This window comes from Shewanella subflava, assembly GCF_025971955.1.
Lineage (GTDB): Bacteria > Pseudomonadota > Gammaproteobacteria > Enterobacterales > Shewanellaceae > Shewanella > Shewanella subflava.
Map to the genome: position 1 here is coordinate 1 of NZ_JAPDMX010000016.1, position 25876 is coordinate 25876.

Consider the following 25876-nt stretch of genomic DNA (forward strand, 5'->3'; position numbering starts at 1 on the left):
AGGCAAGTGAAACGAAAAATCAGTAAATATCCACACAAAAAATAACGCCAGTCAGCTTATCTGACTGGCATTACAGCATAAGCTGGCTTTTTTATTGCGTGTTGATTAAATCACGCGCGAGAATTGTTGTTGACGTGCTTTTTGACGATAGTACACATCGAAGCACATACAAATGTTGCGAATTAACAAATGGCCAGTTGGGCTGACGGTTAAGCGGCGATCTGTTATATCGACTAGTTTATCGTCTAAGAAAGTTTGCAGTAGCTTTAAGTCTTCAGCAAAATAATCTTCAAATACAATATCAAACTGCTGTTCAATCTTGGCCATATCAAGATCGAAATGACAGATGATTTGTTTGATCACCACGCGACGAATTTCATCATCACGATTTAAGCTGCAACCTTTCCATAAAGCATGACCTTGTTGATCGATGGCTTCATAGTAAGGGCGAATATCTTTTTGGTTTTGAGCATAACAATCGCCAATTTGGCTGATTGAAGAGACGCCTAATCCGAGTAAGTCACACTCTTCTTGAGTGGTGTAGCCCTGGAAATTGCGGTGTAATTTACCTGCATTTTGTAGTTTGGCGAGTTCATCATCAGGTTTAGCAAAATGATCCATACCAATAAATTGATAGCCAGCACGGGTTAATGATTCAATCGTTTGGTGCAACATATCCAGCTTCTGCTGTGGTGATGGCATGTCCGCATCTTTAATTTTACGCTGCGCAGCAAAACGGGATGGTAAGTGCGCATAGTTAAACACGGATAAACGGTCTGGAGACAACTCTATAATCCGAGCGATAGTTTGGGCAAACGTTTCTGGGGTTTGCAAAGGTAAGCCATAAATTAAGTCTACGTTAGTCGACACAAATCCCAGTGCTTTTGCTCTGGCGATAAAGTCGAAAATAAACTGCTCGTCCTGTTCACGGTTTACCGCAACTTGAACGTCTTTATTGAAATCCTGTACACCAATAGATACACGATTAAAGCCAGCTTCTTTAAGGGTATCTAGCATACTGAGTTCAATTTCACGTGGGTCTACTTCAATGGAGTATTCACCTTCTTCAGCAAAGGTAAAGTGTTCTTTAATCAGTGCGGTTAGATGCAAAATTTGCTCAGGTTTTAAGAAGGTTGGCGTGCCTCCGCCCCAGTGCATTTGGGTCACAGTATAATGTTTGAATAACGGTGCACGCTTAATAATTTCAGCCGCTAAATATTCAATATATTGATCTGCTTTATGAGAATGTCGAGTGATGACTTTATTACAACCACAGTAATAACAAAGCTTTGCACAAAATGGGATATGCACATATAAAGATAATCGGTCACTTTTGCTGCCTTCGATGGCAGATAACAAATTTTGTTCGGTAAAGCTGTCATCAAATTCTAATGCTGTCGGATAAGACGTATAACGTGGGCCGCTATAGTTATATTTTTCGATCATTGACTGATCCCAACCAATTTGTGTGGGCTGCTCCAAGACGTGTACTCCGATGGTAAATTAGCAATAGACGAATTATGCAGGTTAAAGCATCAAATAACCTTGATCTAGGTTGTAAATTTGATATTTGAACGTGACCCGCATTGCAATAATGAGTTTTCTCGTGTTTATTTGCTTGATGCTATTTGGAAGTGCTGTCGACCAAGGTTTCGACCTTTGCCATCGAAGCGTGTTTCATAGAAATCAATTTGACCTGATGTGTCTTTTAAAATTATCGTGGTTGAGCGTGTGCCGTATTGAGGGTGCTGAATAAAAATTGATGATAAATGCCGCTCCCATTCTAATTCCACTCCAGTATTGGGCAGTAAGCCATCTTCAGGTTGGCTAGTATCGAGCATAAACCTCTGTAATTCTTCCACATTAATAGTGTCAGCTTGGGTGATATATACTTGTAACGCTTGTTGACCGTTAGCCATCTTTGGCCATACATCATCCATGTCGCCATTACATACGGCATGAAAACCGGCGGTTAATGTTTTGGTTTTGGTGCTATGACTGTTGAAGCAATGCAGAATATTGTCATGCTCAAAAATGAGATTGAAGGGATTATAATTAGCGTGGTTGGCTTGCAGCCATTGTGAGGTGATCGTTGGTAAGGCGTGATTTGCTAAAGCCTTGAGCACTAACTCGCCCCTTGAACGGACCCCATCTTGGGTTTCTTGAGTGCGTAAATTGGTTATACCCGCAAATTGCCCCTTTCGATTGACCCCAAGCCATGTCCCGCCTGCTTGTAAATCTTTGCCCGCGAGAATCTGATTATTGGGTGGCCAAAAGTGTGCTGGCTGAGTCGCTCTATGATGAAATTCATCACGGTTGGCGCAAATGATTAAGGGATAGCTAGGATGGCTTTCAATCGCAAAAAATAAAATGCACATGACCGAGTCCTCTCATTCTGTTAAACCTAGGGCGTGTTTATCAACAAAGATAAACATGCCCTAGGGTAGTGGCTTAATCATTAATGATGGTGGTGCGAATGTCCATGGCTTTGTTTGTGATCGTGCTGATGTTCTGATTTGAGATTAGTTACCATTGTGCTTAAAAACTTTCGAGGTCCCAAACGCAGTAAACTGGCACCAAACAGTAAACTAATTAGCACTAATCCTAGAATATTTATTGATTGGGGCAACACCAAAACATAATCAGATGTCAGTGGGATTAAGTCGGCAACGATAAAGGCACTGACTAGCACTCCGCCCAGCATTAGCCCTTGCTTCCATGTCATTAACTTTAACTGGGCAATATTAATCACCGGCGCGGCTAATAAACTAAAGGCTACAGCTACTTGGTTCCAGCCACTGTAAAATAGGGCTAAGGCTAAAATTGCCGCACCCAAATTACAAAACCGCATCGGAATAAACACCAGCAACAGGATTAATACCTGTAATGCAGGGTTTTCTAAGGGCACTGAAGGATGACCAATTAAGTTTGCCAAAACCAAGCTTAAGATAATCCAGGGGGCGCTACGATCAACTAAATGGGCAAAACCAAAGCGCCATGCAGACTCTGGTAATTGCAAATGAGGGTCTGTTAATGAAATCTTATTCCATGTCAGCAAGCCTGCAATCACCGCTAAGCCGATAATTTGGTACAGGGCAAACCACGGGCCTAATAAGGCTAAAGTAATGATTAATGCTTCAGGGCCCGCAAGGCGCTGTAACCATCTTAAGGCTAAATTTTTATGTTGCGGCTGTAAGCCTAATTTGAATCTTAGCGTAGCGAATAAATAACTTAATAATAATACAGGTGAAATCGTTAGCAGCCAGCTGACAAACTGTTCGACCCCATGGGCATGATCATGATGTTCATGGGCCTGACTGCCCGTGTCCATCAATAGCAAAATGGCCAACAGGCCTAAACCTAATAAGCTGCCTATACCCGCTTGATATTGATACTTACCCTGTTTATCTGTTGTGTGCTCGCCATGGGGCTGATGTAATACCACATGCAAAATTGAGCCAGTGACAAATGCTTGTAAATAGACGGTATTTTCAATGCTCAGTTGATGCAACAGTTGCTCGCTGGCAAAGTATCCAACTGCAGTTAAGGCCATCATGGCGACTAATACAACACTTGTCCATCGTGCGCCCACTTGCGGCTTGAGTAACCACCAAATGGCTAAACCGACGGGCAAACGATGCAAAATAACCCCTAATGCCAGTAGTGAAGAGTTACCTTGCTGTTGTGATAACACCATTGCGCCACCATCAGTGATGGTATGTAGCAGTAAACCGACAATGCCTAAACTAATGGTAATGTTGTGGGTGATTTCGGAATAACGATGAAAGATACGCTCGCTTGCCGTTGGCCCCCAAAGACCTAATATGACAAACAGCAGAGTCACAAAGCCACCGTGTTCAAGTAGCTCTGGTAAAATATGGATAAGCACTAGCCCGCCTAACGAGACGAATATAAAACCATCTAATCCTTTTTGTAGCCCGCTACCCGAAGAGAAGTAACGGTAAAATACAGGACCAAATAATAAGGCAATACAGCTAGCGGCTAAATAGAGCATGGATTCCAAGCATCAATCGACAAAAAACGCTGCAGTATAGCATTTTTGTATCTCCTTGTAGCTAGCGTGCAAACATAAGATGTGTAAATTTGGCTGGCTTTTATTACCCAAAGGGTCAAATAAGTCTTATCTGTGCATAATCAGGTGAGAAAAACTAATTCATCTTGTAAGAAATAATACTGTATCGCCTATCCACCATAACACCCAGATTAGGTATACAATATGAGCTATTGTTATTGCTAAATAGATAGATTGTAATTTATGGATATTTTTTCTGCTGCTGTGATGTTGTTTTTAATTATGGACCCATTGGGAAACTTACCCATTTTTGCGTCTATTTTACGTCATATTGATCCTAAAAAACGTCGCCGTGTGCTTATTCGTGAGTTACTGTTCGCCTTAGGCATCATGTTGCTGTTTTTATATGCCGGCGAAGCGATACTGAACTTTTTAAATTTACGGTCTGAATCTGTCAGTATCGCGGGTGGGATTATTCTATTTCTTATCGCGATAAAAATGATTTTTCCTCAGCCAGGCGGTGTCGTCGGACTTGCTGCAGGAGAAGAGCCGTTTATCGTGCCAATGGCTATTCCGTTAATGGCTGGCCCTTCCATTTTAGCGGCGTTGATTTTATTGGCGCATACCGATAGTAGTCGCATGACGGATTGGACGATTGCGCTGGTATCGGCTTGGGGATTGAGCGCCATAATTTTAATGTTTTATAAAGTATTCACCCGTTTATTAGGTGAAAAAGGCTTAACCGCAGTAGAGCGTTTAATGGGCATGGTGTTGGTGATGATATCCGTACAAATGTTTTTAGATGGTATTGCAAACTATATGAATACAGTGGCGCAATAAGTACAGCAGAACCATTTCTTAAGTTTGAATGACCGCGCCATTGAAGATGATATTTCACCCCCTTGATAAGCTAAAATTATCCGGTGTTAAATAGTCATGTTATGTCGTTTTATTCCTATCAATACCGCCTTAATCAAGGCGGTATTCTTTTATGGTTTCTGCAGCAATGGGTAAAAATATTTCGCTCACAATCAGTTCGGCTCGTCCTACGTGAAAATAACGGCGACGTCCCCAAAGCGTGTCGTTGACGGGTTGGGATAAGCTGGTGGCAAGTTGCGCTAAGCGGCCACAGGTTTCAAAGGCTGCAACTTCAATTTTGCCCGGGACAATATCTGTACTGGTAAATAGCAATTCGCCTAACGGTCTGTTACCCAAATGAATAAAGTCGTGATGAGTATTATTTAGTAATGCCTGTGGAATTAATGTTCTCGCAAAAACCCAAGGAGTACCATCTAAATTGAGTAGGACTTCTCGAACCCAAACAGGCTCGGTTTGCGAAGGGAGTTCACCGACCAATGGCGATAATAAGTGTTCTCCTAAAACCGTGACACTGAAGTTTGTACAATGTTTTTTTAACTTCTCGGTCAAACTGCCGTTAGCTAATAACCAGCCTTTTAGCTGAGTATGGGGGAGTGTGGCGGCTTTTTCAGGTGAAAACCATTGAATTGATTCACCGTAAGGAAAGCTATTACTGGTCACATTCATCAAAAACTCGTTACAATATACCTAGACCGAATCAGTTTACCACGCTAGACAAGGTTAAATACATAAAACCGATTATCAGCTTAACAATGAATTCAGGAGAGCATCACACTATGAGAAAATTTGCTTCAGCATGCCTTTTACTGCTGTTCGTGACATTTAATGCCCAAAGTGCTGATGAGGTAGCGGGAGATTATGCCTATTACGGCTTTGAGCCTGAAATTGTCACTAACTATATTTCAAATCGTAAAAAGTTAGGTTTTGTTAGAATTAGTGTGGAGCTGATGGTGAAAGATCCAAATGATCTGGTGAGTATTGAACGCCATGATCCTTTATTACGTGCCGCGATTGTCGAGATCTTAGGTAACCAAGCCGAAGATAAAATTAAATCATTATCAGGGCGTGAAGAGGTGCGCCGTGAGTGCTACGAAATGGTTAACCGTCTTTTAGAAAAAGAGACAGGTCGAGCACTGGTCGTGAACTTACTGTTTACAAAATATCTGTACGATTAATGCCTGCAAAATCGGCTAAACAGGGCAAAAAAAGCCCTGCTCAATCTATGGCAAATAAAGCCCGTGTTATCAAGTCGCTTCATCCACGTAATGTGCATAATCATGGCTATGATTTTGATGAGTTAATACGTGTATTACCCAAATTGTCCCAATTTGTCCGTCCAAATCCTTATGGAAATATGTCGATTGATTTCGCTTGTTCCGAGGCGGTTAAAACCCTCAATGCGGCGCTGCTGAAACGGGATTATCAAATTGAAGGCTGGGATATTCCCCAAGGATTTTTGTGCCCACCTATTCCAGGTAGAGTGGATTATCTGCATTACATTGCCGATCTGTTAGCGGTGAAAGGCAAAGTACCTAAAGGTGCGCGAATTCAAGCATTAGACATAGGTACGGGTGCCAATGGCATTTATCCATTGCTGGGCATTCAATGCTATGGGTGGCAATTTATCGCGTCAGATATTGACCCGCAATCCATTGCTAACGTAGCGAAAATTTGTTCCAGTAATCCTCAAGTTGCAGCAAAGCTTAAATTAGTTCATCAAGTTGATCCCAAGGCAATATTTACGGGCGTGATTGGTCAAAATGAACGAGTGGATGTCACTATGTGTAACCCACCATTTCATCAGTCTTTAGCAGATGCTATGGCAGGAAATAAAAGAAAACAAACCAATTTAGCGCTTAATCGAGCTAAAAAACACGCACAGTCTCAGCATGCTAGCGTTAATTCGGCACTCAACTTTGGCGGCCAAAAAGCAGAATTATGGTGTGAAGGTGGTGAAAGGCAGTTCTTAGCTAATATGATTCATGAGAGCCGTTTGTTTAAGCATCAGGTACTTTGGTTTACATCCTTGGTATCCAAATCTGAAAATCTTAAACCTTGTTATAAGTTGTTAGCCAATTGCGGTGCCGAGACAGTTAACACGATTGAGATGCAGCAAGGTAGTAAGCAAACACGTATTTTAGTGTGGAGTTTTTTAAGCCCCACACTCAGAGAACAATGGGCTAAATGTCGACCTTAATCTCCCGTTTTTAGGCAATTCATTCTCGGTAATACCATTATTTTTGTTTGGCATCATAGGTGATATTTTCAACGCCATTGTAAACCAAAAAGTGACGGCCTTTGGCGCGGGCGATAAGGGTAATACCTAACTGTTGGGCTAATTCTAAGCCCATTTGGGTAACCCCACTGCGAGATAAAAGTACCGGAATTCCCATTTTGGCCACCTTGATAATCATTTCAGAGGTGAGTCGTCCTGTAGTATAAAAGATTTTATCGCCACCGGTTTGTTGCTCCATCCACATGTCACCAGCCAAAGTATCCACTGCATTATGGCGACCAACATCTTCGACAAATGCCTGAATTTGATCATCGACACAAATACCACAGCCATGCACAGCTCCAGCATTTTTGTAAGTGTCGTTATAGGCACTGATGTTTTTTAATAAGCTATAAATAACCGATTGTTTTAACTGCGGTGTGGGTAAGTGAATATCATCTAATCCCTGTAAAAAGCTGCCATAAACAGTGCCTTGCCCACAACCCGAGGTCACCGTTTTTTCGGACAGTTTATCGGCTAAGTCATTGATATTTTCTTTGGTAATGACCGCCGCAGAATTAACCTCCCAATCAACAATGACCGATTCAAGTAAATGAATGTCGCTGATAAATCCCTGATTTTTTAAATAACCTAAAGTCAGTGACTCAGGTTTTGCCCCTAATGTCATTAGCGTCACAATGGGTTGCCAGTTTAAGTAGACCGTAAGCGGGCGCTCACAGGCAACAAATTTATCTAATGCTTCTCCCTCCTCGTTATAGGCTACTACCGGCAAGGTAAGCGGCACTTCCGTTTGGGTTTTAACAAATTTTACCGTCGGTTTTTGAGTTGATGAGCGGTCTGTCGATTCAGTCATAAGTAAGATTTACCTTTGGGATTTTGGGCTGACATTAGGACGATACAATGATAATGGCACGCCAAACACGAACAGTTTTAAGCTCAAGAATATCAATTTTTACCTCAGCGACATGTAGATGTTTGGTATTGCGTGATCTAGCGCATGTTTTGTTTATCGTTGCTATTCAAACGTGTACTTATGTCCTACTGTTAAATGAGCTTTGGACAAATTGTCCCTATGTGTTGAGGCTTTTGCGATCCACCTCAAATTTATCCCTATAAAACATGTTGGCATTATTATTGCTCATCTAGGGTAACTGTAGGGTATTTACAACTCGATACGCATGTTACATCACGTGTTGAGTGGTTAAGTGAAATGAAGGTGAAGTACCGCATGCAACATACCGAAAGCGTTTGGCCAATGTACGTCTCGTTAAAGCAAGTGACAAAACAGGTAGGCCGCTGGACAACTACAACGTGGGAAATGGACCAAATGGTTCCCGCTACCGAGCCTATGCCAGAAGGGGCAAGGTTAATTTTATTAGAGCTGCATCGTGATCAACGTGGCAGCTACCGTATCAACCTCGATATGGATAATGCCATGCTGTATATCGTGTGTGATGAATTATCCGATGGTACTTGGGTGCCCGCGATGATTTCAGCAGATCAGAATGTGGGTGCAGGTTGTTTAGAGTCTGATACGCCAGTGTTTAACGTGTTAATGCCCAAAGCGATTGCTTGCTGGATTGAAGCTTTCATAACACGTCATGGTGAGGTTGAGATCAGTGCTCACCGTCGTAAGCATGTTAATCGTCGCACCAATGATGGCCCGAGTGCGAATCGCTCAGGAAAAATGCAATGAGTGGATTATTAAGCCGTTGGAATCAGCGCCGTGAGAATGTTGCCAAAGAAGCCGAGCAACAGGAGGCTGAACAACATGACGTTAGCTTAACTCGCCAGGATGATAGCGCAGCAACAAAGGGCCAAGCAGCAGATGTGAATAGCAACCTGCAGCAAGGTGAGCAAGCTGCAACCGATACCGTATTGCAGGCCGATGACTTGCCCGATCCAAACTCGATAGAAGTGGGGGGCAGTTTTGCCAGCTTTATGGCTAAAAACGTTGACCCAGCAGCAAAAGCCGCAGCGTTACGCGCCCTGTGGAAACAGCCGCAATATGGTCATATTGATGGGTTGTTAGAATATGCTCTTGATTATACGAATCAACCTAAGCTGTCTGCAGAAGTATCAGCCGAGTTAGCCAAAAAAGTCTTTAAGCACGTTATAGAGAAAGAAGAAGCGCCAGAGGATGAAGCACTTGCAACCGAACAGTCTGATGAACTGAACGATGCCAGTGACCATGACCCACAAACAGATAGGGTTAGCGCACAAGATCAAGAGTTAAGCAGTACCGATTTAGAAAATGTCGATGCTAACCAAACATTAGCCTCAATGGATGCGCAGTCTGATGAGCTGCAACCCCATTCTTTTACTGGTGATGCGGTAAAAGCAAGCTGATAGTTGGTCGCTAATGATTAGCGAGTAGCAATCAATATCGCAAGATATTGTGAGTGGGCAATGAGTTCACTTAATAATAAAAAATTTAGGAACGCAATGAGTATGAGACAATCTCAGTCTGAGCTTAAAAATGCTCGGCAACAAGTGATGTCGAGGACCCAAATTCTTCAGAATTTGATCCCGCCAACAGTCAGTTATACCACTCAAGGCCATGTATTAATTATTGGGCCTGAAGATTTAGCGCGTTTGGCTGCCGATAGCTTATCAATGATGGCGAGTCGAGTTGTTTTAGCTAATGAGTCCATTACCAGCCAAGATGAAGCACACCTTGAAAAGGTGATGAACGCTGCTGAAGGTGTAGACAGTTTTTACAATAAACTAAAAAGTATTAAAGGCTTTTTAGGCCAATTTCAGGTCAGTGTCGAGTCCGATGCTGGAGGCGTGGCAGAGCTCAGTGTCGTTGCTATCCGTCAAGCTCACTTCGATATTATTCTCGATTTAAGTTCAGCACCGTGCATTAACCTCGAAATGCTGCCAGCAGGCTATTTCTATGTGGGTCAAGATACTCATAAATTAGCCGATGCCATTGAACAAATTCCTGATTTAGTCGGTGAGTTTGATAAACCTCGATACGTTAAAGTAAACAGCGATATTTGTGCTCATCACCGCAATGGTATTAATGGGTGTAATCGTTGTTTAAATTTCTGTCCTGCTGATGCGATTAGCAGCATTGAACAGAAAATCGAAATTGATCCTTATCTATGTCATGGCGCCGGCAGTTGCACTAATTTATGCCCAACTGGGGCGATTAGCTATGATTTGCCTACGCCAAAATCGTTGCACGCTTATCTTGAGAAATTGATTAGTCGTTACCGTGCAGAGGCGCAGGTTGCGCCAGTGATTTTATTCCATGACAACCTTCTTGGCGGTGAACTCATTACAGATACCTTAGCGGGTGATGTGCTACCCGTCGCCTTGGAAGAGATTACTGTTGCTAGTATCGATCATTGGTTAGCAGCATTAGCGCATGGTGCAAGGGAAGTGTTAATTCTTAACACCGATGCGACAGCCCCGACCTTGACGCAAATGCTGCAAGGTGAATTAACCTTAGCAAACCGTATTCTTGATGAAATGGGCCAACCGCAACGTTTACGCCTTATTTCTGCATTAGACCTTGCCACGCTTGAGCAACCTTTAGCTATCAGTACAACTTGGCCTGTTATTGTACCAATGACGGTGATCACTGATGCCGGAGCCAGTAATGCGAAGCGAGACATCTTGTATCAAGCCATTGACCATTTAAATAGTCAGGCGGGTGCGATTCAAACTCAACTTGCTTTAGCCAATGTGCCTTATGGTCAGGTGAAGTTAAATGTTGATAAATGCACCTTGTGTATGTCGTGTGTATCAACCTGTCCAACCCAAGCATTAAAAGACGGTGGCGAAATCCCAGCATTACGTTTTGTTGAGCAAGATTGCGTCCAATGTGGCTTATGTGAAAGTTCATGCCCTGAAAACGTGATTAGCTTAGTGCCACAAATCAACTTTGATCAACAAAGTCGCCAAGCGGTTACCACCTTAAAAGAAGAAGCGCCGTTTGAGTGTATTCGCTGTGGTAGCGCCTTTGCGACGCAATCAATGGTGCATAAGATGGTGGAAATGGTCGGTGCACACAGTGCATTTAGTGCCAATATTGAACGATTAAAAATGTGCGGTGATTGCCGCGTAAAAGATATGTTTGAAGACATTCTTCAAGATCCAGAAAAGCAATTGCGATAAGAGATCCGCTATGACCCAAGTAGAAAGAGAAATCAGCGAAAACGATCAACTAAGAGCCGATATTTATCAACTATTAGCCGCATTGCTACGTCGTCATCCAAGCGAAGAGTTATTACAATTTTTAGCGGATTTAGATGTAGAAGCCGATGAAGGCAATGCGATGAATCAAGCATGGATTGCATTAAAAGCTGCAGCAAAAAACACCGATGTAGCGACACTTGAAGACGAATATTTCAATATATTCTTAGGCGTTGGCAGTGGTGAAATTTTGCCCTATGGGAGCTGGTTTATGACCGGATCCTTAATGGATAAACCCTTAGCATTGTTACGTAATGATCTGATGCAAATGGGATTTGAGCGTGAAGACAATGTTAAAGAGCCAGAAGATCATGTGGCGGCATTATGTGAAGTCATGGGCATTTTGATTTTAGAGGCTCCTGGTTATCGCCAGCTGGCATTTTATCAACGTCATATTGGCTCGTGGATTAATCGCTTTTGTGAAGCATTAGCTAAAACACCCAGTGCTAAGTTTTATCTTCCCGTTGCGCAATTAGCCAAAGCGTTTTTTGAAGCAGAAGTAAATGAATTTGACCAACTGAGTTTGAATATTCCGGTTAACTGCCCTGGCAGTGAAGAGCTTGAACCGGTAACAGACGAGGTCGTGCAAGTAAACTAATGGTTTATGGCATTACGCCAATATCAAACCATTCATGCCCTAAGTGATTGGGGTGATTTAAATAAGGAGAAACTATGAAGAAGCAAGCTTCCGACATGGGACGCCGTCAAATGCTAAAAGCATTAGCATTAGGCAGTGCCGCAGGCGCGGTTGCCAGTGTGAGTGCCCCTGCATTAGCAGCCTCACCAAAAGCAACGCAAGCGTCCGAAAGTAACAACTATCGTGAAACAGAGCATATTCGTAACTACTATGCTTCGTTAAGCAAATAACTTATAGGAGAGGGTGAAATGCGATTAACCCGTAAATCTGACACGGTCGCAAAAGCTGAAAAGCCAGGCCTAGGTCTTAACAGACGTCAGTTCCTCAAGTCAGCCAGTTTGGCGACAGGCGGAATTGCAGCAGCGTCAATGTTAGGTGCAGGTATGATGCGTAAAGCTGAAGCCAAAGATGTACCGCATAACGCGCCAACCGAAATTAAACGTACCATTTGTTCTCACTGTTCTGTGGGTTGTGGTATTTATGCTGAAGTTCAAAATGGGGTGTGGACAGGTCAAGAACCTGCATTCGACCATCCATTTAACCAAGGTGGTCACTGTGCTAAAGGTGCTGCATTACGTGAGCATGGCCATGGTGAAAAACGTCTAAAGTATCCAATGAAGCTGGAAGGCGGAAAGTGGAAGCGTTTATCTTGGGAACAGGCTATCGAAGAAGTCGGCAGCAAAGCATTACAAATCCGTGAAGAGTCAGGTCCTGATTCGGTGTATTTCATGGGTAGTGCAAAATTCTCGAACGAGCAATCTTATTTATACCGCAAATTTGCAGCGATGTGGGGCACTAACAACATCGATCACTCTGCACGTATTTGTCACTCTACCACAGTAGCCGGTGTTGCAAACACTTGGGGCTACGGTGCGCAAACTAACTCGTTCAATGATATCCGCAACTCAAAATGCATGATGTTTATCGGCTCTAACCCATGTGAAGCGCATCCGGTTGCGATGCAGCATATTCTAATTGGTAAAGAGCGCGGCGCAAAAATCATTGTTGTCGATCCTCGCTTTACTCGTACAGCAGCTAAATCTGATGAATATGTCCATATTCGTCCAGGTACTGACATTCCATTTATCTATGGTCTGTTATGGCACATCTTCGAAAACGGTTGGCAAGATGAAAGTTTCATCTCGCAACGTGTATACGGCATGGAACGTATTCAAGAAGAAGTGAAGAAGTACACACCTGAAGAGGTTGAGCACGTTGTCGGTGTGCCAAAAGCACAAATGTACCGCGTAGCGAAAATGATGGCCGAAACTAAGCCTGGCACAGTTGTATGGTGTATGGGTGGTACTCAGCACCACGTGGGTAACGCGAATACTCGTGCATATTGTATTCTGCAATTAGCCCTTGGCAATATGGGTGTTGAAGGTGGCGGAACCAACATTTTCCGTGGTCACGATAACGTACAGGGTGCTACTGACTTTGGTTTGTTATTCGATAACTTACCTGGCTACTACGGTTTAACCTCTGGCGCTTGGGATCACTGGGCAAAAGTATGGGACCTAGAACCAAGTTGGATTAAGCAACGCTTCGATCAAACCGCGCGTTTAGGTCAAGACCCACAAACTTCAGCCGGTATTCCATGTTCTCGTTGGCACGATGGTGTACTAGAAGACAAAAGCAAGATTGCTCAACAAGATAATATTCGTCTAGCATTCTTCTGGGGACAATCAGTTAACACTGAAACCCGTGGTCGTGAAGTACGTGAAGCCCTGAATAAGATGGATACCGTAGTGGTTGTCGATCCATTCCCAACCATGGCGGGTGTGATGCATCAACGTACAGATGGTGTCTATCTATTACCTGCGGCAACTCAGTTTGAGACCTATGGTTCAGTATCGGCCTCTAACCGTTCATTACAGTGGCGTGATCAAGTTATCGAGCCATTATTTGAGTCATTACCTGATCACGTGATCATGTATAAACTGGCCAAAAAATGGGGCGTTGCCGATCAGCTTTGTAAACACATCGCTGTTAACAACGATGAACCGAACGTGGAAGATATTACCCGCGAGTTCAACAAAGGGATGTGGACCATTGGTTACACAGGCCAAAGCCCTGAACGCTTGAAAATGCACCAACAAAACTGGGGCACCTTTGATGTTGATTCATTAGAAGCTCCAGGTGGCCCAGCTAAAGGTGAAACCTATGGTTTACCTTGGCCTTGTTGGGGTACACCAGAGATGAAGCATCCAGGTACCCAAATTCTGTATCGCACTGGTCGTGAAGTGAAAGACGGTGGTGGTAACTTCCGTGCTCGTTACGGTGTTGAACATAACGGCAACAATATTCTTGCTGAAGGTTCATTCTCTAAGGGTGCTGAAATTCAAGATGGTTACCCAGAGTTTACTGCCGACATGCTGAAACAGCTTGGCTGGTGGGATGACTTAACCGCTGAAGAAAAGGTGCATGCTGAAGGACAAAACTGGAAAACAGATATTTCTGGTGGTATTCAACGCGTGGCGATTAAACATGGCTGTATTCCTTACGGTAACGCGAAAGCGCGTTGTATTGTGTGGAACTTCCCTGATGATATCCCGCTACATCGTGAGCCGTTATATACCCCTCGTCGTGATTTGGTATCTAAATACCCAACTTATGATGACCGTATGGTTGCGCGTCTACCAACGCTTTATAAAACCATTCAAGACAAAGACTTTGCTAAGGATTACCCATTAGCATTGACCTCTGGTCGTTTGGTTGAATATGAAGGCGGTGGTGAAGAAACACGCTCAAACCCATGGCTTGCAGAATTACAGCAAGAAATGTTTATCGAAATGAACCCTGCTGATGCAGCTGATCGCGGTATTCGCGACGGTGATAATGTATTTGTACACGGTCCAGAGGGCGCGAAGATCACTGTTAAAGCCATGGTGACGCCTCGTGTTATTGCTGGCGAATGTTTCATGCCTTATCACTTCGCAGGTGTGTTTGAGGGTGAAAGCCTTGAGAAAAACTATCCAGAAGGGACTGTCCCGTATGTGATTGGTGAGTCAGCTAACACAGTGTTGACTTATGGGTATGATGTTGTGACTCAGATGCAAGAGACAAAAGCCTCTTTGTGTCAGATCAGCAAAGCCTAACTTGATGAGGAGATAAGCCATTATGGCAGTCATGAAATTTTTGTGTGACACCAAACGCTGCATCGAGTGTAACGGTTGCGTCACAGCATGTAAGAACGAAAACGACTCTGCTTTAGAGTGGGGTATTCAACGTCGCCGCGTGGTGACAATTAACGATGGTCAACCAGGTGAAGCGTCTATTTCAGTAGCATGTATGCACTGTACTGATGCACCTTGTATGGCTGTTTGTCCGGCAGATTGTTTCTACCGTACAGAAGACGGCATTGTGCTACATGACAAAGATACCTGTATCGGTTGTGGCTATTGCTTTTACGCTTGTCCATTCGGTGCGCCGCAGTTCCCTAAAAAGACTGCATTCGGTAGCCGTGGTAAAATGGATAAATGTACTTTCTGTGCGGGTGGCCCAGAAGAAAACCATTCAGATGCTGAGCGTCAAAAGTACGGTGCAAACCGTATTGCTGAAGGTAAGCTACCAATGTGTGCTGAGCTATGTGCAACAAAAGCACTGCTTGCGGGTGATGCTGGTGTGGTATCTGACATTTATCGTCAGCGTATGGCACAGCGTGGTAATCCAAATGTAATTTGGGGTTACAACCCAAAAACAGGCGAGATGATCTAAACCCAAAGTATGGGCTGCGAGTTTTGCAGCCCAATGAGGAGTGACAATGTTAAACACATCGTTAAACAAATCACTGCGGATGATGTTTGCTTTGTTAGCGCTGATAATGTGTATCGGTATCGTGATGCCGACGGCACATGCAGCGGATGAACAATCGAGTAAACAACAAACAGCGACTACCAGTGATGCAGATCTCTGGCGAGCAGTGAAGGCTGGCGAGTCAGGTTACAGTACTGACAAAGCGCTTGAAGCCAATGTGTTAATTAATAAAGCGGGTAATCAAGGTAAAGAAATACGTAATACGTACATCAAACCTGCCATAGTGGTCGCAATATTTGGCATCTTTGGCGCGTTTTTATTCTTTTATTTGGTTAATGGTCCAGCAAAACTTGCCCATGGATTTTCGGGTAAAATGATGGAGCGCTGGAGCAAGGCTGACATTAAATTACATTGGGTTATGGCCATTACGTGTTTCATTTTAATGTTTACGGGCGTATTTATTATGCTTGGACGGCATTTTATTGAACCATACGTGAGTGAAGGTTTATGGGCGGGTATTATTGCTGCCAGTAAATTCAGCCATGATTGGGCTGGACCGGTTTTCATCGTGTCTTGGCTAATCTGTATGATTAAATGGATGCCATTACAAACTTTTAAGATGTATGACTTGAAATGGTTTTTAGTGGTAGGTGGCTATATTAACTTTGGCCCGTTTAAAGGCAAGCATCCCGACAGTGGGTTTGCCAATGCGGGTGAGAAAATGTGGTTTTGGACCTTAGCAATATTTGGTCTATTTATTAGTATTTCTGGGTTGATTTTAGTTTTACCATTGCTTGATTTACCACGTGAAGCCTCAATCGCCACATTATTGCTCCACGGTGTTTGTGCTGCTATTTTAATCGGTTTTACCATTGTGCATATTTGGATGGCAACGGTACTGAGTGAAGGCGGCATGGAGTCGATGATTTCTGGCTATTGTGATGAAAACTGGGCTATTCAGCATCACAACCTATGGTATGACGAGTTGAAAGCAAACAACGCGATTAAATACCAAGATTGATGTTATTAAGTGCTTTACAGTAAACACCTCAAAGGCGACTTTGGGGTGTTTTTTTATCTAAAAACTCAACCGCTATAAAACAGTTTTACAACCCTAGATTATCAGGTTGTTAACATTGTAAGTCTTTGAAAAATAATTTTATTATTCATCGTTAACTACAGCTGTTTAGATTGTGATCTGATAAGCATTTTAGGCTTTTTTACACATAAAAAAGCCTAAAATCCCCTTTGCGATCAATAAATCGGCTTGCGTTTATCTCTACTATCTCCCCCGACATTAAACGCCACGTTAGTACGTGCGTAAGTCAGTGTTTCAACAATAAGCCAAACACTGATTCGACTTTATCTTGAAAGCCATGCCTTTCAATTGGAGATGATTATGAGTAAACAACCAGATCTTAATCGCAGATCTTTGTTGAAAGCCTTAACCCTAGGTGGGACTGCTGGCGTAGCCATTGCAGCAACCGGTATTAAGGTTGCCCATGCAACAGAAACAAAAATCAATACATCCAACACCCAGGGTTATCAAGAAACTGCGCATGTTCGCAGTTACTACGATAGCTTACGCGGTTAGTTTAGGAGCAAGTAATCGATGAAATTAACTCGTAAGTCAACTATCGCCCCTACAGCAGACTCATCAAAGCTTGGCATTAATCGTCGCCAATTTATGAAGCAAATGGGTGTGACTACAGGCAGTATCGCCGCAGCATCAATGTTAGGTGCGGGTATGATGCGCCGTGCTGAAGCCAAAGATGTTCCCCACAATGCACCGATTGAAATCAAGCGTACGGTTTGTAGTGCATGTGCTGTGGGATGTGGTTTATATGCTGAAGTACAAAATGGCGTGTGGACAGGTCAAGAGCCTGCATTTGACCATCCATTTAATGCTGGTGGACATTGTGCTAAAGGTGCTGCGTTACGTGAGCATGGCCACGGTGAAAAACGTCTAAAATACCCAATGAAACTGGTAGACGGTAAGTGGAAAAAACTCTCTTGGGAGCAAGCTTTTAACGAAGTAGGCGACAAGATGATGGCAATCCGCGAAGAGTCAGGCCCTGATTCAATTTACTTTATGGGTAGTGCAAAGTTTTCTAATGAAGGCTGCTACATGTACCGTAAATTTGCGGCCATGTGGGGCACTAACAACGTCGACCATTCGGCACGTATTTGTCACTCTACCACGGTAGCCGGTGTTGCTAACACTTGGGGCTACGGTGCGCAAACTAACTCTTTTAACGATATTCAAAATGCCAATGCGATTTTCTTTATTGGGGCTAACCCTGCAGAAGCCCATCCGGTGGCGATGCAGCACATTTTAATCGCGAAAGAGAAGAACAACGCCAAAATTATTGTTGTTGACCCTCGTTTCTCTCGCACCGCCGCGCACGCAGATCTCCATTGCGGCCTACGTCCTGGTACCGATATTCCATTCATTTACGGTATGTTGTGGCACATTTTTGAAAATGGTTGGGAAGATAAAACCTTCATTAAAGAACGTGTTTTCGAAATGGAAAGCATCCGTGAAGAAGTGAAAAAGTTCCCGCCCAAAGAAGTGGCAGACATTACAGGCTGTAGTGAAGAAGAAGTTTATCAAGCTGCTAAGTTAATGGCAGATAACCGTCCTGGTACTGTGGTGTGGTGTATGGGTGGGACTCAGCATCACGTCGGTAACGCCAACACGCGTGCCTACTGTATCTTGCAATTAGCCTTAGGCAACATGGGGGTATCGGGTGGCGGTACTAACATCTTCCGTGGTCACGATAACGTTCAAGGTGCAACTGACTTAGGGTTATTATTTGATAACTTACCCGGTTATTACGGTTTAACTTCAGGCGCATGGGACCATTGGACCAACGTGTGGAGCCTTGATATCAATTGGGTTAAATCACGCTTTGACCAAAATGAATATCTTGGCCGTGTGCCTATGAATACCCCTGGTATTCCTTGTTCTCGTTGGCATGATGGTGTGTTAGAAACGCCTGAAAAGCTTGCACAAAAAGACCGTGTACGTATGGGCTTCTTCTGGGGACAGTCGGTTAACACCGAAACCCGTCAATCAGATGTACGTGATGCACTAGATAAAATGGATACGGTTGTGGTTGTCGATCCTTTCCCAACAATGGCCGGTGTGATGCACCGTCGTCAAAACGGGGTTTATTTACTGCCTGCTGCCACTCAGTTTGAAACTGAAGGTTCTGTATCTAACTCTGGCCGTAGTCAGCAATGGCGTGAAAAGGTGATCGAGCCGTTATTTGAATCGAAAACCGACCTAGAAATCATGTACCGTTTATCGCAAAAGCTTGGCTTTGATAAAGAGTACACCAAGCGTATCGCAAAAGACGCAAATGACATGTTAGTGATTGAAGACATTACTCGCGAAATTAACCGCGGTATGTGGACTATCGGTATGTCAGGTCAAAGCCCTGAGCGTATTAAGCAACACACCCAAAACTGGGGGCTGTTCAGTAACAAAACTCTTGAAGCTGAAGGGGGTGAAGTCAAAGGTGAAACCTATGGTTTACCTTGGCCATGTTGGGGTACCCCAGAACAGAAGCACCCAGGTACGCAAATTCTATACGATACAAGCAAACATGTTAAAGACGGGGGTGGTAACTTCCGTGCTCGTTACGGTGTGGAATATAACGGTAAAAACATACTTGCTGATGGCAGCTTTTCAAAAGGTGCCGAAATTGAAGATGGTTATCCAGAATTTACCGCGGACATGCTAAAGCAACTTGGCTGGTGGGATGATTTAACCGCTGAAGAGAAAAAGTATGCAGAAGGTCAAAACTGGAAAACTGATATTTCAGGCGGGATTCAGCGAGTGGCCATCAAGCATGGTTGTATTCCTTACGGTAATGCTAAAGCGCGCTGTATTGTGTGGACATTCCCTGATCAAGTGCCTGTTCACCGTGAGCCGTTATACACGCCGCGTCGTGACTTAGTGGCTAAGTACCCAACCTATGATGACATGCAAGTGCATCGTTTACCGACCTTGTATAAATCGATTCAAGAAAAAGATACGGCAGCTAAGTACCCATTAGCACTCACGTCTGGCCGCTTGGTTGAATATGAAGGCGGTGGTGAAGAGTCACGCTCTAACCCTTGGTTAGCTGAGCTTCAGCAACAAATGTTTGTTGAGATTAACCCAGCAGATGCTGCTGATCGCGGTATTCGTGATGGTGACACGGTATGGCTAGAAGGCGCCGAGGGTGGTCGCATTAAGATTAAAGCTATGGTGACACCAAGGGTTAAGCCAGGCGTTACCTGGATGCCTTATCACTTTGCTGGTGAGATGCATGGCGAAAGTTTAGCGCCAAATTATCCAGAAGGCACAGTGCCTTACGTTATTGGTGAGTCAGCAAACACTGCAATGACTTATGGTTATGATCCTGTCACGCAGATGCAGGAAACCAAAGCATCGCTTTGTCAGATTGAAAAAGCGTAATTGCAGTTTAAGCGAGGAGAAATGCCAACATGGCTACAATGAAATTTTTATGTGATACCAAGCGCTGCATTGAATGTAATGGTTGTGTCACTGCATGTAAGAACGAAAACGACTCTGCATTAGAGTGGGGTATTCAACGTCGTCGCGTTGTTACCATTAACGATGGCGTACCCGGTGAGGCCTCTATTTCAGTGGCATGTATGCACTGTAGTGATGCGCCTTGTATGGCCGTTTGCCCAGCAGACTGCTTCTACAAAACAGAAGATGGCATCGTACTGCACGATAAAAACACCTGTATTGGCTGTGGTTACTGTTTTTATGCATGTCCTTTTGGCGCGCCTCAATTCCCACAAAAGTCAGTATTTGGCGGTCGTGGCAAGATGGATAAATGTACTTTCTGCGCCGGTGGCCCAGAAGAAAACCATTCAGATGCTGAGCGTAAGCAATACGGTTCAAATCGTATCGCCGAAGGTAAGTTACCAATGTGTGCGGAGCTATGTGCAACTAAAGCGCTGCTTGCAGGTGATGCTGGCGTGGTGTCGGATATCTTCCGTGAGCGTGTTGCTTCTCGTGGGTCTAACAAGGCAATTTGGGGCTAATTCCCAATTGTGGCGTTAGTCCAAATGTGCAACTAGGTGTTTGCTTTGCAAACACCTAGTGACTCAAAAGGATGTAGCATGAAAAAAATACTTATGGCATTGGGTGTGGCGATTACCTTGTTTTTTAGCGTAATGGCATTGGCCAATGCAACAGCAGAAGTTGAGCAAGGCGCAACTGAAGGTCAAATCTGGTCGCAGTTGAAAGACGGTGCCCAAGGGGTGACAACATCAACGGGTCAAGCTCACAACCAATTGATTAATACCTATGATTTACGCGTGTTTGAATTGCGCAGTGAATTATTAGCGCCAGCGTTAATGGCCGCTTTATTTGGGATGATCATCATTTTTATTCTGTTTATTAAAGTTAATGGAATATCAAAACTACATGGTGGTTTTTCAGGAAAGTTAGTGTATCGCTGGTCCAAGTTTGATGTCAGTATCCATTGGTTAGGCGCTATTCCATGTTTACTGCTCATACTCACAGGCTTAACCTTATTGGCAGGACGTTTTTTCTTCCAGCCATATATCGGTGATAGCGTGTGGGCAAGCATGATCAATGCCGCTAAATTAATTCACGATTACATGGCGATCCCCTTTGTGATTGGTTGGGCATTAATGTCGGTATTGTGGGCGAAAAACCAAATGCCAAAAATGTATGACCTCAAGTGGATGATGGTTGTGGGTGGATACATTAACTTTGGCCCATTTAAAGGCAAGCATCCAGATGCAGGCTTTGCTAATGCCGGTGAAAAAATGTGGTTCTGGGCGTTCGCGCTATTTGGTTTAGTGATTTCAGCATCGGGTATGCTGTTATTATTCCCTAATGTGTTTGAACCTAGCCGCACCATTAGTTTAATCGCGTTAGTATTACATTCAGTAAGCGCAATTATTATCACAGCATTTTCTATCGTGCATATCTTTATGGCAACAGTGATGTCTGAAGGTGGTATGGAGTGTATGGTATCTGGTTACTGTGATGAGAACTGGGCGACTCAACATCACAACCTTTGGTATGACGAAATCAAAGAAAACGGCACCTTAAAATACAAAGACTGATGTCGAGGTTATTTAAGGTAAACATAAAACACCTTGTTGGCGTGCCAGCAAGGTGTTTTTGCTCTATACCTCAGTTCGGGATAAAAATGTAAATCAAATTGCTGTTTGCCGCGCTAACTTGGTTAAATTGAATTGCAATACAATCCCGAGGGAGAGGAAGTCCTCGCGGCGTTGAAGCCCAAACAGATGCCTGCTATTCACGGCTATATTCACCTTGTTATCAGTACAATGTCATTTTTTAGTTATTGGATATGCTGGCTTTCAGTTTTGTTGATTCATTTTTTAACTGACTTAAGGTTCTATTGTCACTCAGGGCAATAATAACGCTTGGATTTTGAATTATTCAGGTAAAATACTCGTTTTCATTAGACTTATCATTTTTAGGCGAATTTTTAATGCAAGTTAACCGCATACTGCTAACCGCGATAGGCAGTGTTTTACTGGCGATGGTTACCATACAATCTGGGGCCTCTTTGGCTAAGCAACTTTTCCCGTTGGTTGGCCCTGAGGGCACCACCGCATTACGTTTGGGATTTGCTGCCGCAGTGCTGTGGTTGGTATTTCGTCCGTGGCGAGCTTTACCTCAGGGGCGAGATTGGCGAAGTATTATCGTCTACGGCTTGTGTCTTGGTGGTATGAATATTCTGTTTTACCTCTCTATCGAGCGGATCCCGTTAGGGATTGCCGTCGCACTTGAGTTCACCGGGCCTTTAGCCGTGGCGTTATTCGGCTCAAAACGCAAAACCGATTTATTTTGGGTCGCCTGTGCCATTGCGGGGATTTTGCTGCTGATGCCTGATATGTCTAGTGCGCAAGGATTGGATAGGACAGGGGTTATTTTAGCATTGGGCGCTGGCGCTTGTTGGGCGGGTTATATTCTGTTTGGTACACGCACAGGAAAACAAGCCTCGGGTGGTATTACTGTTGCTTTAGGGATGACAGTTGCCGCCATGGTTTTGGTACCGGTTGGGGCTGTCACTCAGGGATTAGCGTTAATCAGTTGGGAAGTGTTACCACTTGGATTACTGATCGGCATATTATCCAGTGCTTTACCTTATTCATTGGAAATGTTTGCCTTAAGGAATATGCCCACACAAACTTTTAGCGTGTTAATGAGTCTTGAGCCCGCGATAGCGGCATTGGCAGGTTTGGTGATTTTAGCTGAGCAATTAAGCTTGTTGCAGTGGTCAGCCATCGCCCTAGTGATCATCGCCTCATTAGGCAGTAGTTTTACCCCCAAAAAAGCCGTTGAGATGGGCGTGTAGTGTTAGACGTTCAAAAAGACTCATTTTATCTGCAATGATTTGCTGTTGTCTTGATTGAAAGAGATAGCGGATACCTTTATTGGCTGATATGGAGTGGTTTTTTTAACCTTGACGGTTTCTTAATGGCACGAATTGAGATCAATAATATCATCCATCTAGGTGATGTCCTTTGTTGAATTATTAATGCCGCGTGAGTGAAAAAGTTTTTCATATGGGCTTTTTACAAATGGTTAAATTATTTTTTCGCGCAAGATGTGCGTATTTTGTCGGTGTCATTTTATTGGTCTGTGCGCCTTGGGTTCATGCCACAGATCATTTCATCATCAATCACCCAGAATCGACTAAGGATGCTCGAAATCAGTATGCCCAAGAGTTATTACAGTTAGTTATTGACGCCACGCAGACAGACTTTGGCGACGCAACGTTGACCGTTGCCGATATATCAATGAGTCGAAATCGTGAGCTAAAAGCCTTAGAAAAGGGCGAAATGATTAATATTGTGGCCGAAGCCAGTAATGTTGAATGGAATAACACATTATTGCCTATTTATATTCCTATACGTAAAGGGATCCAAGGTTTTAGGTTATTTATCATCAATCAGGATAATGTACCTAAATTAGATTCGGTAAAAACGCTTAAACAATTAATGTCTTTATCTACAGGGTCTGGTAGCCAGTGGACAACTAAGGTAGCAATGCAACAAGCTGGTTTTGAGGTCGTTGAGAGTGTGCACTATGAAAACCTGTTTAATATGTTATCTAAAGGTCGTTTTGTTACATTTGGTCGAGGGGTGAATGAAGCTTATGGCGAGGTCGGCGCGAATCAATCGTTTTATCCACAATTAGTGGTCGACAAAAACCTAGTGTTGCACATCCCTTTAGCGATCTACTTTTACGTTTCACCCAATACTCCTCGATTAGCAGACCGTATTAAAGTCGGGCTGCAACGTATTATTGATAATGGTCAATTTGACCCATTTTTCTATCGATACCATTGTGAATACTTACTGCAAAGCAAATTAAATCAGCGTTTGTTGTTTAAGATAAATAACCCATTAGTTTCAGAGCAGCAAATGACTTCCATTGTCGGTGTAGATTTTTTACTGAATCCTAAAAGTGATTTTGCAGCGTTATGCTCGCAATACCAGCAATAGCTAGTTAATAACTTAATGAAGAGGTGTACTGATATCGACCTCAGTTTCTCCTTTTAGGGGCTCACTTTGCCCATGGCTGAATCAGTGTTTATTATCACAACAAAGGGGCACTTTCGTGCCCCTTTGTTCATTAAGCTTAGTTTGGGTTATTAAGTCTTGTGTTGGCAGCTTTACACCTGTAACGAGCTGTTAATTGTGCTTGGCAGAACCTTAATACGACATTTCTAAAATTTTTCGGCTCATGGCTAAATCCACTTTGCCGGTTTCAGATAATGCTGTCATGCCGTGGGCTTCAAGTGCGCTAATAATGCTATCAATTTGAGATAACTCAACACCATGATCACGTAGACGGGTTTTTAAACCAACTTGTTGAAAGAAAGCTTCTGTTTTTACAATAGCTTGCTCAACTCGGCTATTTTCATCGCCTTCGGTAATGTCCCATACACGCTCTGCATATTGCAGTAACTTAGCGTGTTTTTGAGTTTTCAATACACGCCAAACTGACGGCAACAACACGGCTAAGGTTTGCGCATGATCAATGCCAAAGATAGCGGTTAACTCATGACCTATCATGTGGGTCGTCCAATCAAATGGTACGCCCACAGCAATCATGCCATTTAAGGCTGATGTAGCACTCCACATTAAGTTAGCGCGCGCTTGATAATTGGTCGGCTCCGCTACTGTAATAGGGCCGATTTCGATTAAGGTACGCATAATACCTTCAGCAGTGCGGTCTTGAACTCGGGCATCAACCGGATACGTCGCGTATTGCTCAAGTACATGCACAAACGCATCAACTACGCCGTTAGCCACTTGAATTTTAGGTAAGCTAAAGGTCAGTTCAGGGTCTAGCATGGCAAATGTTGGGTAAACATTAGGATGGTTTACAGGGAACTTGCCACCCTGATAACTGACCACAGCAAAGGCATTCATTTCTGATCCTGTTGCAGGCAAAGTAGCGATAACGCCAAGCGGGATCACTTTATCATCAGCAACAGGTACTGGGGCAAAACCATGATGAAGCAGGCTGGTGGTATCACCGTCAAACTGGGTGGCGAGGGCAATAAACTTAGTGCCATCCATCACAGAGCCACCACCTACAGCCAATAAAAAATTGATATTTTCTTTGCGAGCAACGTCAACAGCTTGCATTAAGGTGTCGTATTTAGGGTTAGCTTCAATACCACCAAATTCAATCACAGTGCGATTGCCAAGCGCGGCTTTAACTTTGTCTAGGGTGCCAAAACGGACAACGCTGCCGCCGCCATAAGTGATCAGCACTTTGGCATTAGCAGGAACAAGTTGGTCTAATTCAGCAATACGGTCTTTACCAAAAACAACATGGGTAGGGTTACGATAATTAAAGTTCAGCATAAATGTGTCACCTTATTTGTTGCTTCCGCCACAGCGTGACGGAGCATGAAGTTAAGCGTTTTTTCGTGATGACGAAAAGTGCCTTGTCATCACAATTAAATTTGATGTAACGATCATAACCCTCTGCCACAAAATAAACAGACACATAACTATTGTAGTTGTGCCTATTCCTACTTATTTTTGTTTTAAATGGCATTTAAACTGTATTTTTGAT

23 protein-coding genes are annotated in these 25876 nt (G+C 43.5%); 17 read left to right on the forward strand and 6 right to left on the reverse strand.

The window, feature by feature from the left end:
* Nucleotides 1-105: 105 nt before the first annotated feature.
* The 3 genes from hemN to OHT75_RS07305 form a co-directional block, all read right to left on the reverse strand.
* Entirely contained in the window at nt 106-1482 is a 1377-nt protein-coding gene (gene hemN / locus OHT75_RS07295) for an oxygen-independent coproporphyrinogen III oxidase (RefSeq protein WP_264725838.1), read from the reverse strand.
* A gap of 128 nt (nt 1483-1610) precedes the next feature.
* Complete coding sequence (locus OHT75_RS07300; protein ID WP_264725839.1) at nt 1611-2378, reverse strand: NRDE family protein; 768 nt, start codon at nt 2376-2378, stop codon at nt 1611-1613.
* 80 nt (nt 2379-2458) lie between these two features.
* On the reverse strand, nt 2459-4015 hold the full coding sequence (locus OHT75_RS07305; protein ID WP_264725840.1) for a metal transporter: 1557 nt from the start codon (nt 4013-4015) through the stop codon (nt 2459-2461).
* A 261-nt stretch (nt 4016-4276) separates the two neighbouring features.
* Between OHT75_RS07305 and OHT75_RS07310 the strand changes: the two genes are divergently transcribed.
* Entirely contained in the window at nt 4277-4873 is a 597-nt protein-coding gene (locus OHT75_RS07310) for a YhgN family NAAT transporter (RefSeq protein WP_264725841.1), read from the forward strand.
* A gap of 129 nt (nt 4874-5002) precedes the next feature.
* On the opposite strand, the gene OHT75_RS07315 is transcribed toward OHT75_RS07310, so the two are convergent.
* The gene (locus tag OHT75_RS07315; RefSeq protein ID WP_264725842.1) at nt 5003-5578 is read right to left on the reverse strand and encodes a chorismate--pyruvate lyase family protein; all 576 of its coding nucleotides are present in this window, start codon (nt 5576-5578) and stop codon (nt 5003-5005) included.
* A 110-nt stretch (nt 5579-5688) separates the two neighbouring features.
* Between OHT75_RS07315 and OHT75_RS07320 the strand changes: the two genes are divergently transcribed.
* Entirely contained in the window at nt 5689-6087 is a 399-nt protein-coding gene (locus OHT75_RS07320; RefSeq protein WP_264725843.1) for a flagellar basal body-associated protein FliL, read from the forward strand.
* Entirely contained in the window at nt 6087-7109 is a 1023-nt protein-coding gene (gene rlmF, locus OHT75_RS07325) for a 23S rRNA (adenine(1618)-N(6))-methyltransferase RlmF (RefSeq protein ID WP_264725844.1), read from the forward strand. Before OHT75_RS07320 ends, rlmF begins: the two co-directional genes overlap by 1 nt.
* Nucleotides 7110-7146: 37 nt before the next feature.
* On the opposite strand, the gene OHT75_RS07330 is transcribed toward rlmF, so the two are convergent.
* Nucleotides 7147-8001, reverse strand: coding sequence for a formate dehydrogenase accessory sulfurtransferase FdhD (locus OHT75_RS07330; RefSeq protein ID WP_264725845.1), 855 nt, complete (start codon nt 7999-8001; stop codon nt 7147-7149).
* A 375-nt stretch (nt 8002-8376) separates the two neighbouring features.
* Here OHT75_RS07330 and OHT75_RS07335 point away from each other — a divergent pair, with 375 nt between their 5' ends.
* From OHT75_RS07335 to OHT75_RS07400, 14 genes are all read left to right on the forward strand, one after another.
* On the forward strand, nt 8377-8844 hold the full coding sequence (locus OHT75_RS07335) for a DUF3305 domain-containing protein (RefSeq protein ID WP_264725846.1): 468 nt from the start codon (nt 8377-8379) through the stop codon (nt 8842-8844).
* On the forward strand, nt 8841-9497 hold the full coding sequence (locus OHT75_RS07340; RefSeq protein ID WP_264725847.1) for a DUF3306 domain-containing protein: 657 nt from the start codon (nt 8841-8843) through the stop codon (nt 9495-9497). Before OHT75_RS07335 ends, OHT75_RS07340 begins: the two co-directional genes overlap by 4 nt.
* Nucleotides 9498-9593: 96 nt before the next feature.
* Nucleotides 9594-11276: a 4Fe-4S binding protein gene (locus OHT75_RS07345; RefSeq protein WP_264725848.1), complete on the forward strand. Its 1683-nt coding sequence runs from the start codon at nt 9594-9596 to the stop codon at nt 11274-11276.
* Between the two features lie 10 nt (nt 11277-11286).
* On the forward strand, nt 11287-11952 hold the full coding sequence (locus OHT75_RS07350; RefSeq protein WP_264725849.1) for a TorD/DmsD family molecular chaperone: 666 nt from the start codon (nt 11287-11289) through the stop codon (nt 11950-11952).
* Between the two features lie 74 nt (nt 11953-12026).
* On the forward strand, nt 12027-12221 hold the full coding sequence (locus tag OHT75_RS07355) for a formate dehydrogenase (RefSeq protein WP_188843360.1): 195 nt from the start codon (nt 12027-12029) through the stop codon (nt 12219-12221).
* Nucleotides 12222-12239: 18 nt separating this feature from the next.
* A complete protein-coding gene (locus OHT75_RS07360; RefSeq protein ID WP_264725850.1) occupies nt 12240-15089 on the forward strand; it encodes a formate dehydrogenase subunit alpha in 2850 nt (949 codons plus the stop codon).
* A 22-nt stretch (nt 15090-15111) separates the two neighbouring features.
* Nucleotides 15112-15708, forward strand: a complete 597-nt coding sequence (gene fdh3B, locus OHT75_RS07365; protein ID WP_261299810.1) for a formate dehydrogenase FDH3 subunit beta — start codon at nt 15112-15114, stop codon at nt 15706-15708.
* 46 nt (nt 15709-15754) lie between these two features.
* A complete protein-coding gene (locus tag OHT75_RS07370) occupies nt 15755-16768 on the forward strand; it encodes a formate dehydrogenase subunit gamma (protein WP_264725851.1) in 1014 nt (337 codons plus the stop codon).
* A gap of 378 nt (nt 16769-17146) precedes the next feature.
* Complete coding sequence (locus tag OHT75_RS07375; RefSeq protein WP_264725852.1) at nt 17147-17341, forward strand: twin-arginine translocation signal domain-containing protein; 195 nt, start codon at nt 17147-17149, stop codon at nt 17339-17341.
* 18 nt (nt 17342-17359) lie between these two features.
* Nucleotides 17360-20215: a molybdopterin-dependent oxidoreductase gene (locus tag OHT75_RS07380; protein ID WP_264725853.1), complete on the forward strand. Its 2856-nt coding sequence runs from the start codon at nt 17360-17362 to the stop codon at nt 20213-20215.
* Nucleotides 20216-20244: 29 nt separating this feature from the next.
* Nucleotides 20245-20814 carry a formate dehydrogenase FDH3 subunit beta gene (fdh3B, locus tag OHT75_RS07385; protein ID WP_261299806.1) on the forward strand — a complete coding sequence of 190 codons (570 nt, stop codon included), beginning with the start codon at nt 20245-20247 and terminating at the stop codon, nt 20812-20814.
* 78 nt (nt 20815-20892) lie between these two features.
* Nucleotides 20893-21870 carry a formate dehydrogenase subunit gamma gene (locus tag OHT75_RS07390; RefSeq protein WP_264725854.1) on the forward strand — a complete coding sequence of 326 codons (978 nt, stop codon included), beginning with the start codon at nt 20893-20895 and terminating at the stop codon, nt 21868-21870.
* Between the two features lie 395 nt (nt 21871-22265).
* Nucleotides 22266-23135 carry an EamA family transporter gene (locus tag OHT75_RS07395; protein WP_264725855.1) on the forward strand — a complete coding sequence of 290 codons (870 nt, stop codon included), beginning with the start codon at nt 22266-22268 and terminating at the stop codon, nt 23133-23135.
* A 226-nt stretch (nt 23136-23361) separates the two neighbouring features.
* Entirely contained in the window at nt 23362-24288 is a 927-nt protein-coding gene (locus OHT75_RS07400; RefSeq protein WP_264725856.1) for a hypothetical protein, read from the forward strand.
* Between the two features lie 210 nt (nt 24289-24498).
* On the opposite strand, the gene OHT75_RS07405 is transcribed toward OHT75_RS07400, so the two are convergent.
* Complete coding sequence (locus OHT75_RS07405; RefSeq protein WP_264725857.1) at nt 24499-25662, reverse strand: iron-containing alcohol dehydrogenase; 1164 nt, start codon at nt 25660-25662, stop codon at nt 24499-24501.
* Nucleotides 25663-25876: the final 214 nt, after the last annotated feature.

What these genes read in the sequence shown, in the direction of transcription:
- OHT75_RS07360 (WP_264725850.1), top strand. Translation starts at nt 12,240, where the DNA reads ATGCGATTAACCCGTAAATCTGACACGGTCGCAAAAGCTGAAAAGCCA.
- OHT75_RS07335 (WP_264725846.1), top strand. Translation starts at nt 8,377, where the DNA reads ATGCAACATACCGAAAGCGTTTGGCCAATGTACGTCTCGTTAAAGCAA.
- OHT75_RS07310 (WP_264725841.1), top strand. Translation starts at nt 4,277, where the DNA reads ATGGATATTTTTTCTGCTGCTGTGATGTTGTTTTTAATTATGGACCCA.
- OHT75_RS07305 (WP_264725840.1), bottom strand. Translation starts at nt 4,015, where the DNA reads ATGCTCTATTTAGCCGCTAGCTGTATTGCCTTATTATTTGGTCCTGTA.
- OHT75_RS07370 (WP_264725851.1), top strand. Translation starts at nt 15,755, where the DNA reads ATGTTAAACACATCGTTAAACAAATCACTGCGGATGATGTTTGCTTTG.
- OHT75_RS07390 (WP_264725854.1), top strand. Translation starts at nt 20,893, where the DNA reads ATGAAAAAAATACTTATGGCATTGGGTGTGGCGATTACCTTGTTTTTT.
- OHT75_RS07300 (WP_264725839.1), bottom strand. Translation starts at nt 2,378, where the DNA reads ATGTGCATTTTATTTTTTGCGATTGAAAGCCATCCTAGCTATCCCTTA.
- OHT75_RS07345 (WP_264725848.1), top strand. Translation starts at nt 9,594, where the DNA reads ATGAGTATGAGACAATCTCAGTCTGAGCTTAAAAATGCTCGGCAACAA.
- OHT75_RS07340 (WP_264725847.1), top strand. Translation starts at nt 8,841, where the DNA reads ATGAGTGGATTATTAAGCCGTTGGAATCAGCGCCGTGAGAATGTTGCC.
- OHT75_RS07355 (WP_188843360.1), top strand. Translation starts at nt 12,027, where the DNA reads ATGAAGAAGCAAGCTTCCGACATGGGACGCCGTCAAATGCTAAAAGCA.
- fdh3B (WP_261299810.1), top strand. Translation starts at nt 15,112, where the DNA reads ATGGCAGTCATGAAATTTTTGTGTGACACCAAACGCTGCATCGAGTGT.
- OHT75_RS07375 (WP_264725852.1), top strand. Translation starts at nt 17,147, where the DNA reads ATGAGTAAACAACCAGATCTTAATCGCAGATCTTTGTTGAAAGCCTTA.
- OHT75_RS07400 (WP_264725856.1), top strand. Translation starts at nt 23,362, where the DNA reads ATGGTTAAATTATTTTTTCGCGCAAGATGTGCGTATTTTGTCGGTGTC.
- fdh3B (WP_261299806.1), top strand. Translation starts at nt 20,245, where the DNA reads ATGGCTACAATGAAATTTTTATGTGATACCAAGCGCTGCATTGAATGT.
- OHT75_RS07380 (WP_264725853.1), top strand. Translation starts at nt 17,360, where the DNA reads ATGAAATTAACTCGTAAGTCAACTATCGCCCCTACAGCAGACTCATCA.
- OHT75_RS07330 (WP_264725845.1), bottom strand. Translation starts at nt 8,001, where the DNA reads ATGACTGAATCGACAGACCGCTCATCAACTCAAAAACCGACGGTAAAA.
- OHT75_RS07320 (WP_264725843.1), top strand. Translation starts at nt 5,689, where the DNA reads ATGAGAAAATTTGCTTCAGCATGCCTTTTACTGCTGTTCGTGACATTT.
- OHT75_RS07395 (WP_264725855.1), top strand. Translation starts at nt 22,266, where the DNA reads ATGCAAGTTAACCGCATACTGCTAACCGCGATAGGCAGTGTTTTACTG.
- OHT75_RS07405 (WP_264725857.1), bottom strand. Translation starts at nt 25,662, where the DNA reads ATGCTGAACTTTAATTATCGTAACCCTACCCATGTTGTTTTTGGTAAA.
- OHT75_RS07350 (WP_264725849.1), top strand. Translation starts at nt 11,287, where the DNA reads ATGACCCAAGTAGAAAGAGAAATCAGCGAAAACGATCAACTAAGAGCC.
- OHT75_RS07315 (WP_264725842.1), bottom strand. Translation starts at nt 5,578, where the DNA reads ATGAATGTGACCAGTAATAGCTTTCCTTACGGTGAATCAATTCAATGG.
- rlmF (WP_264725844.1), top strand. Translation starts at nt 6,087, where the DNA reads ATGCCTGCAAAATCGGCTAAACAGGGCAAAAAAAGCCCTGCTCAATCT.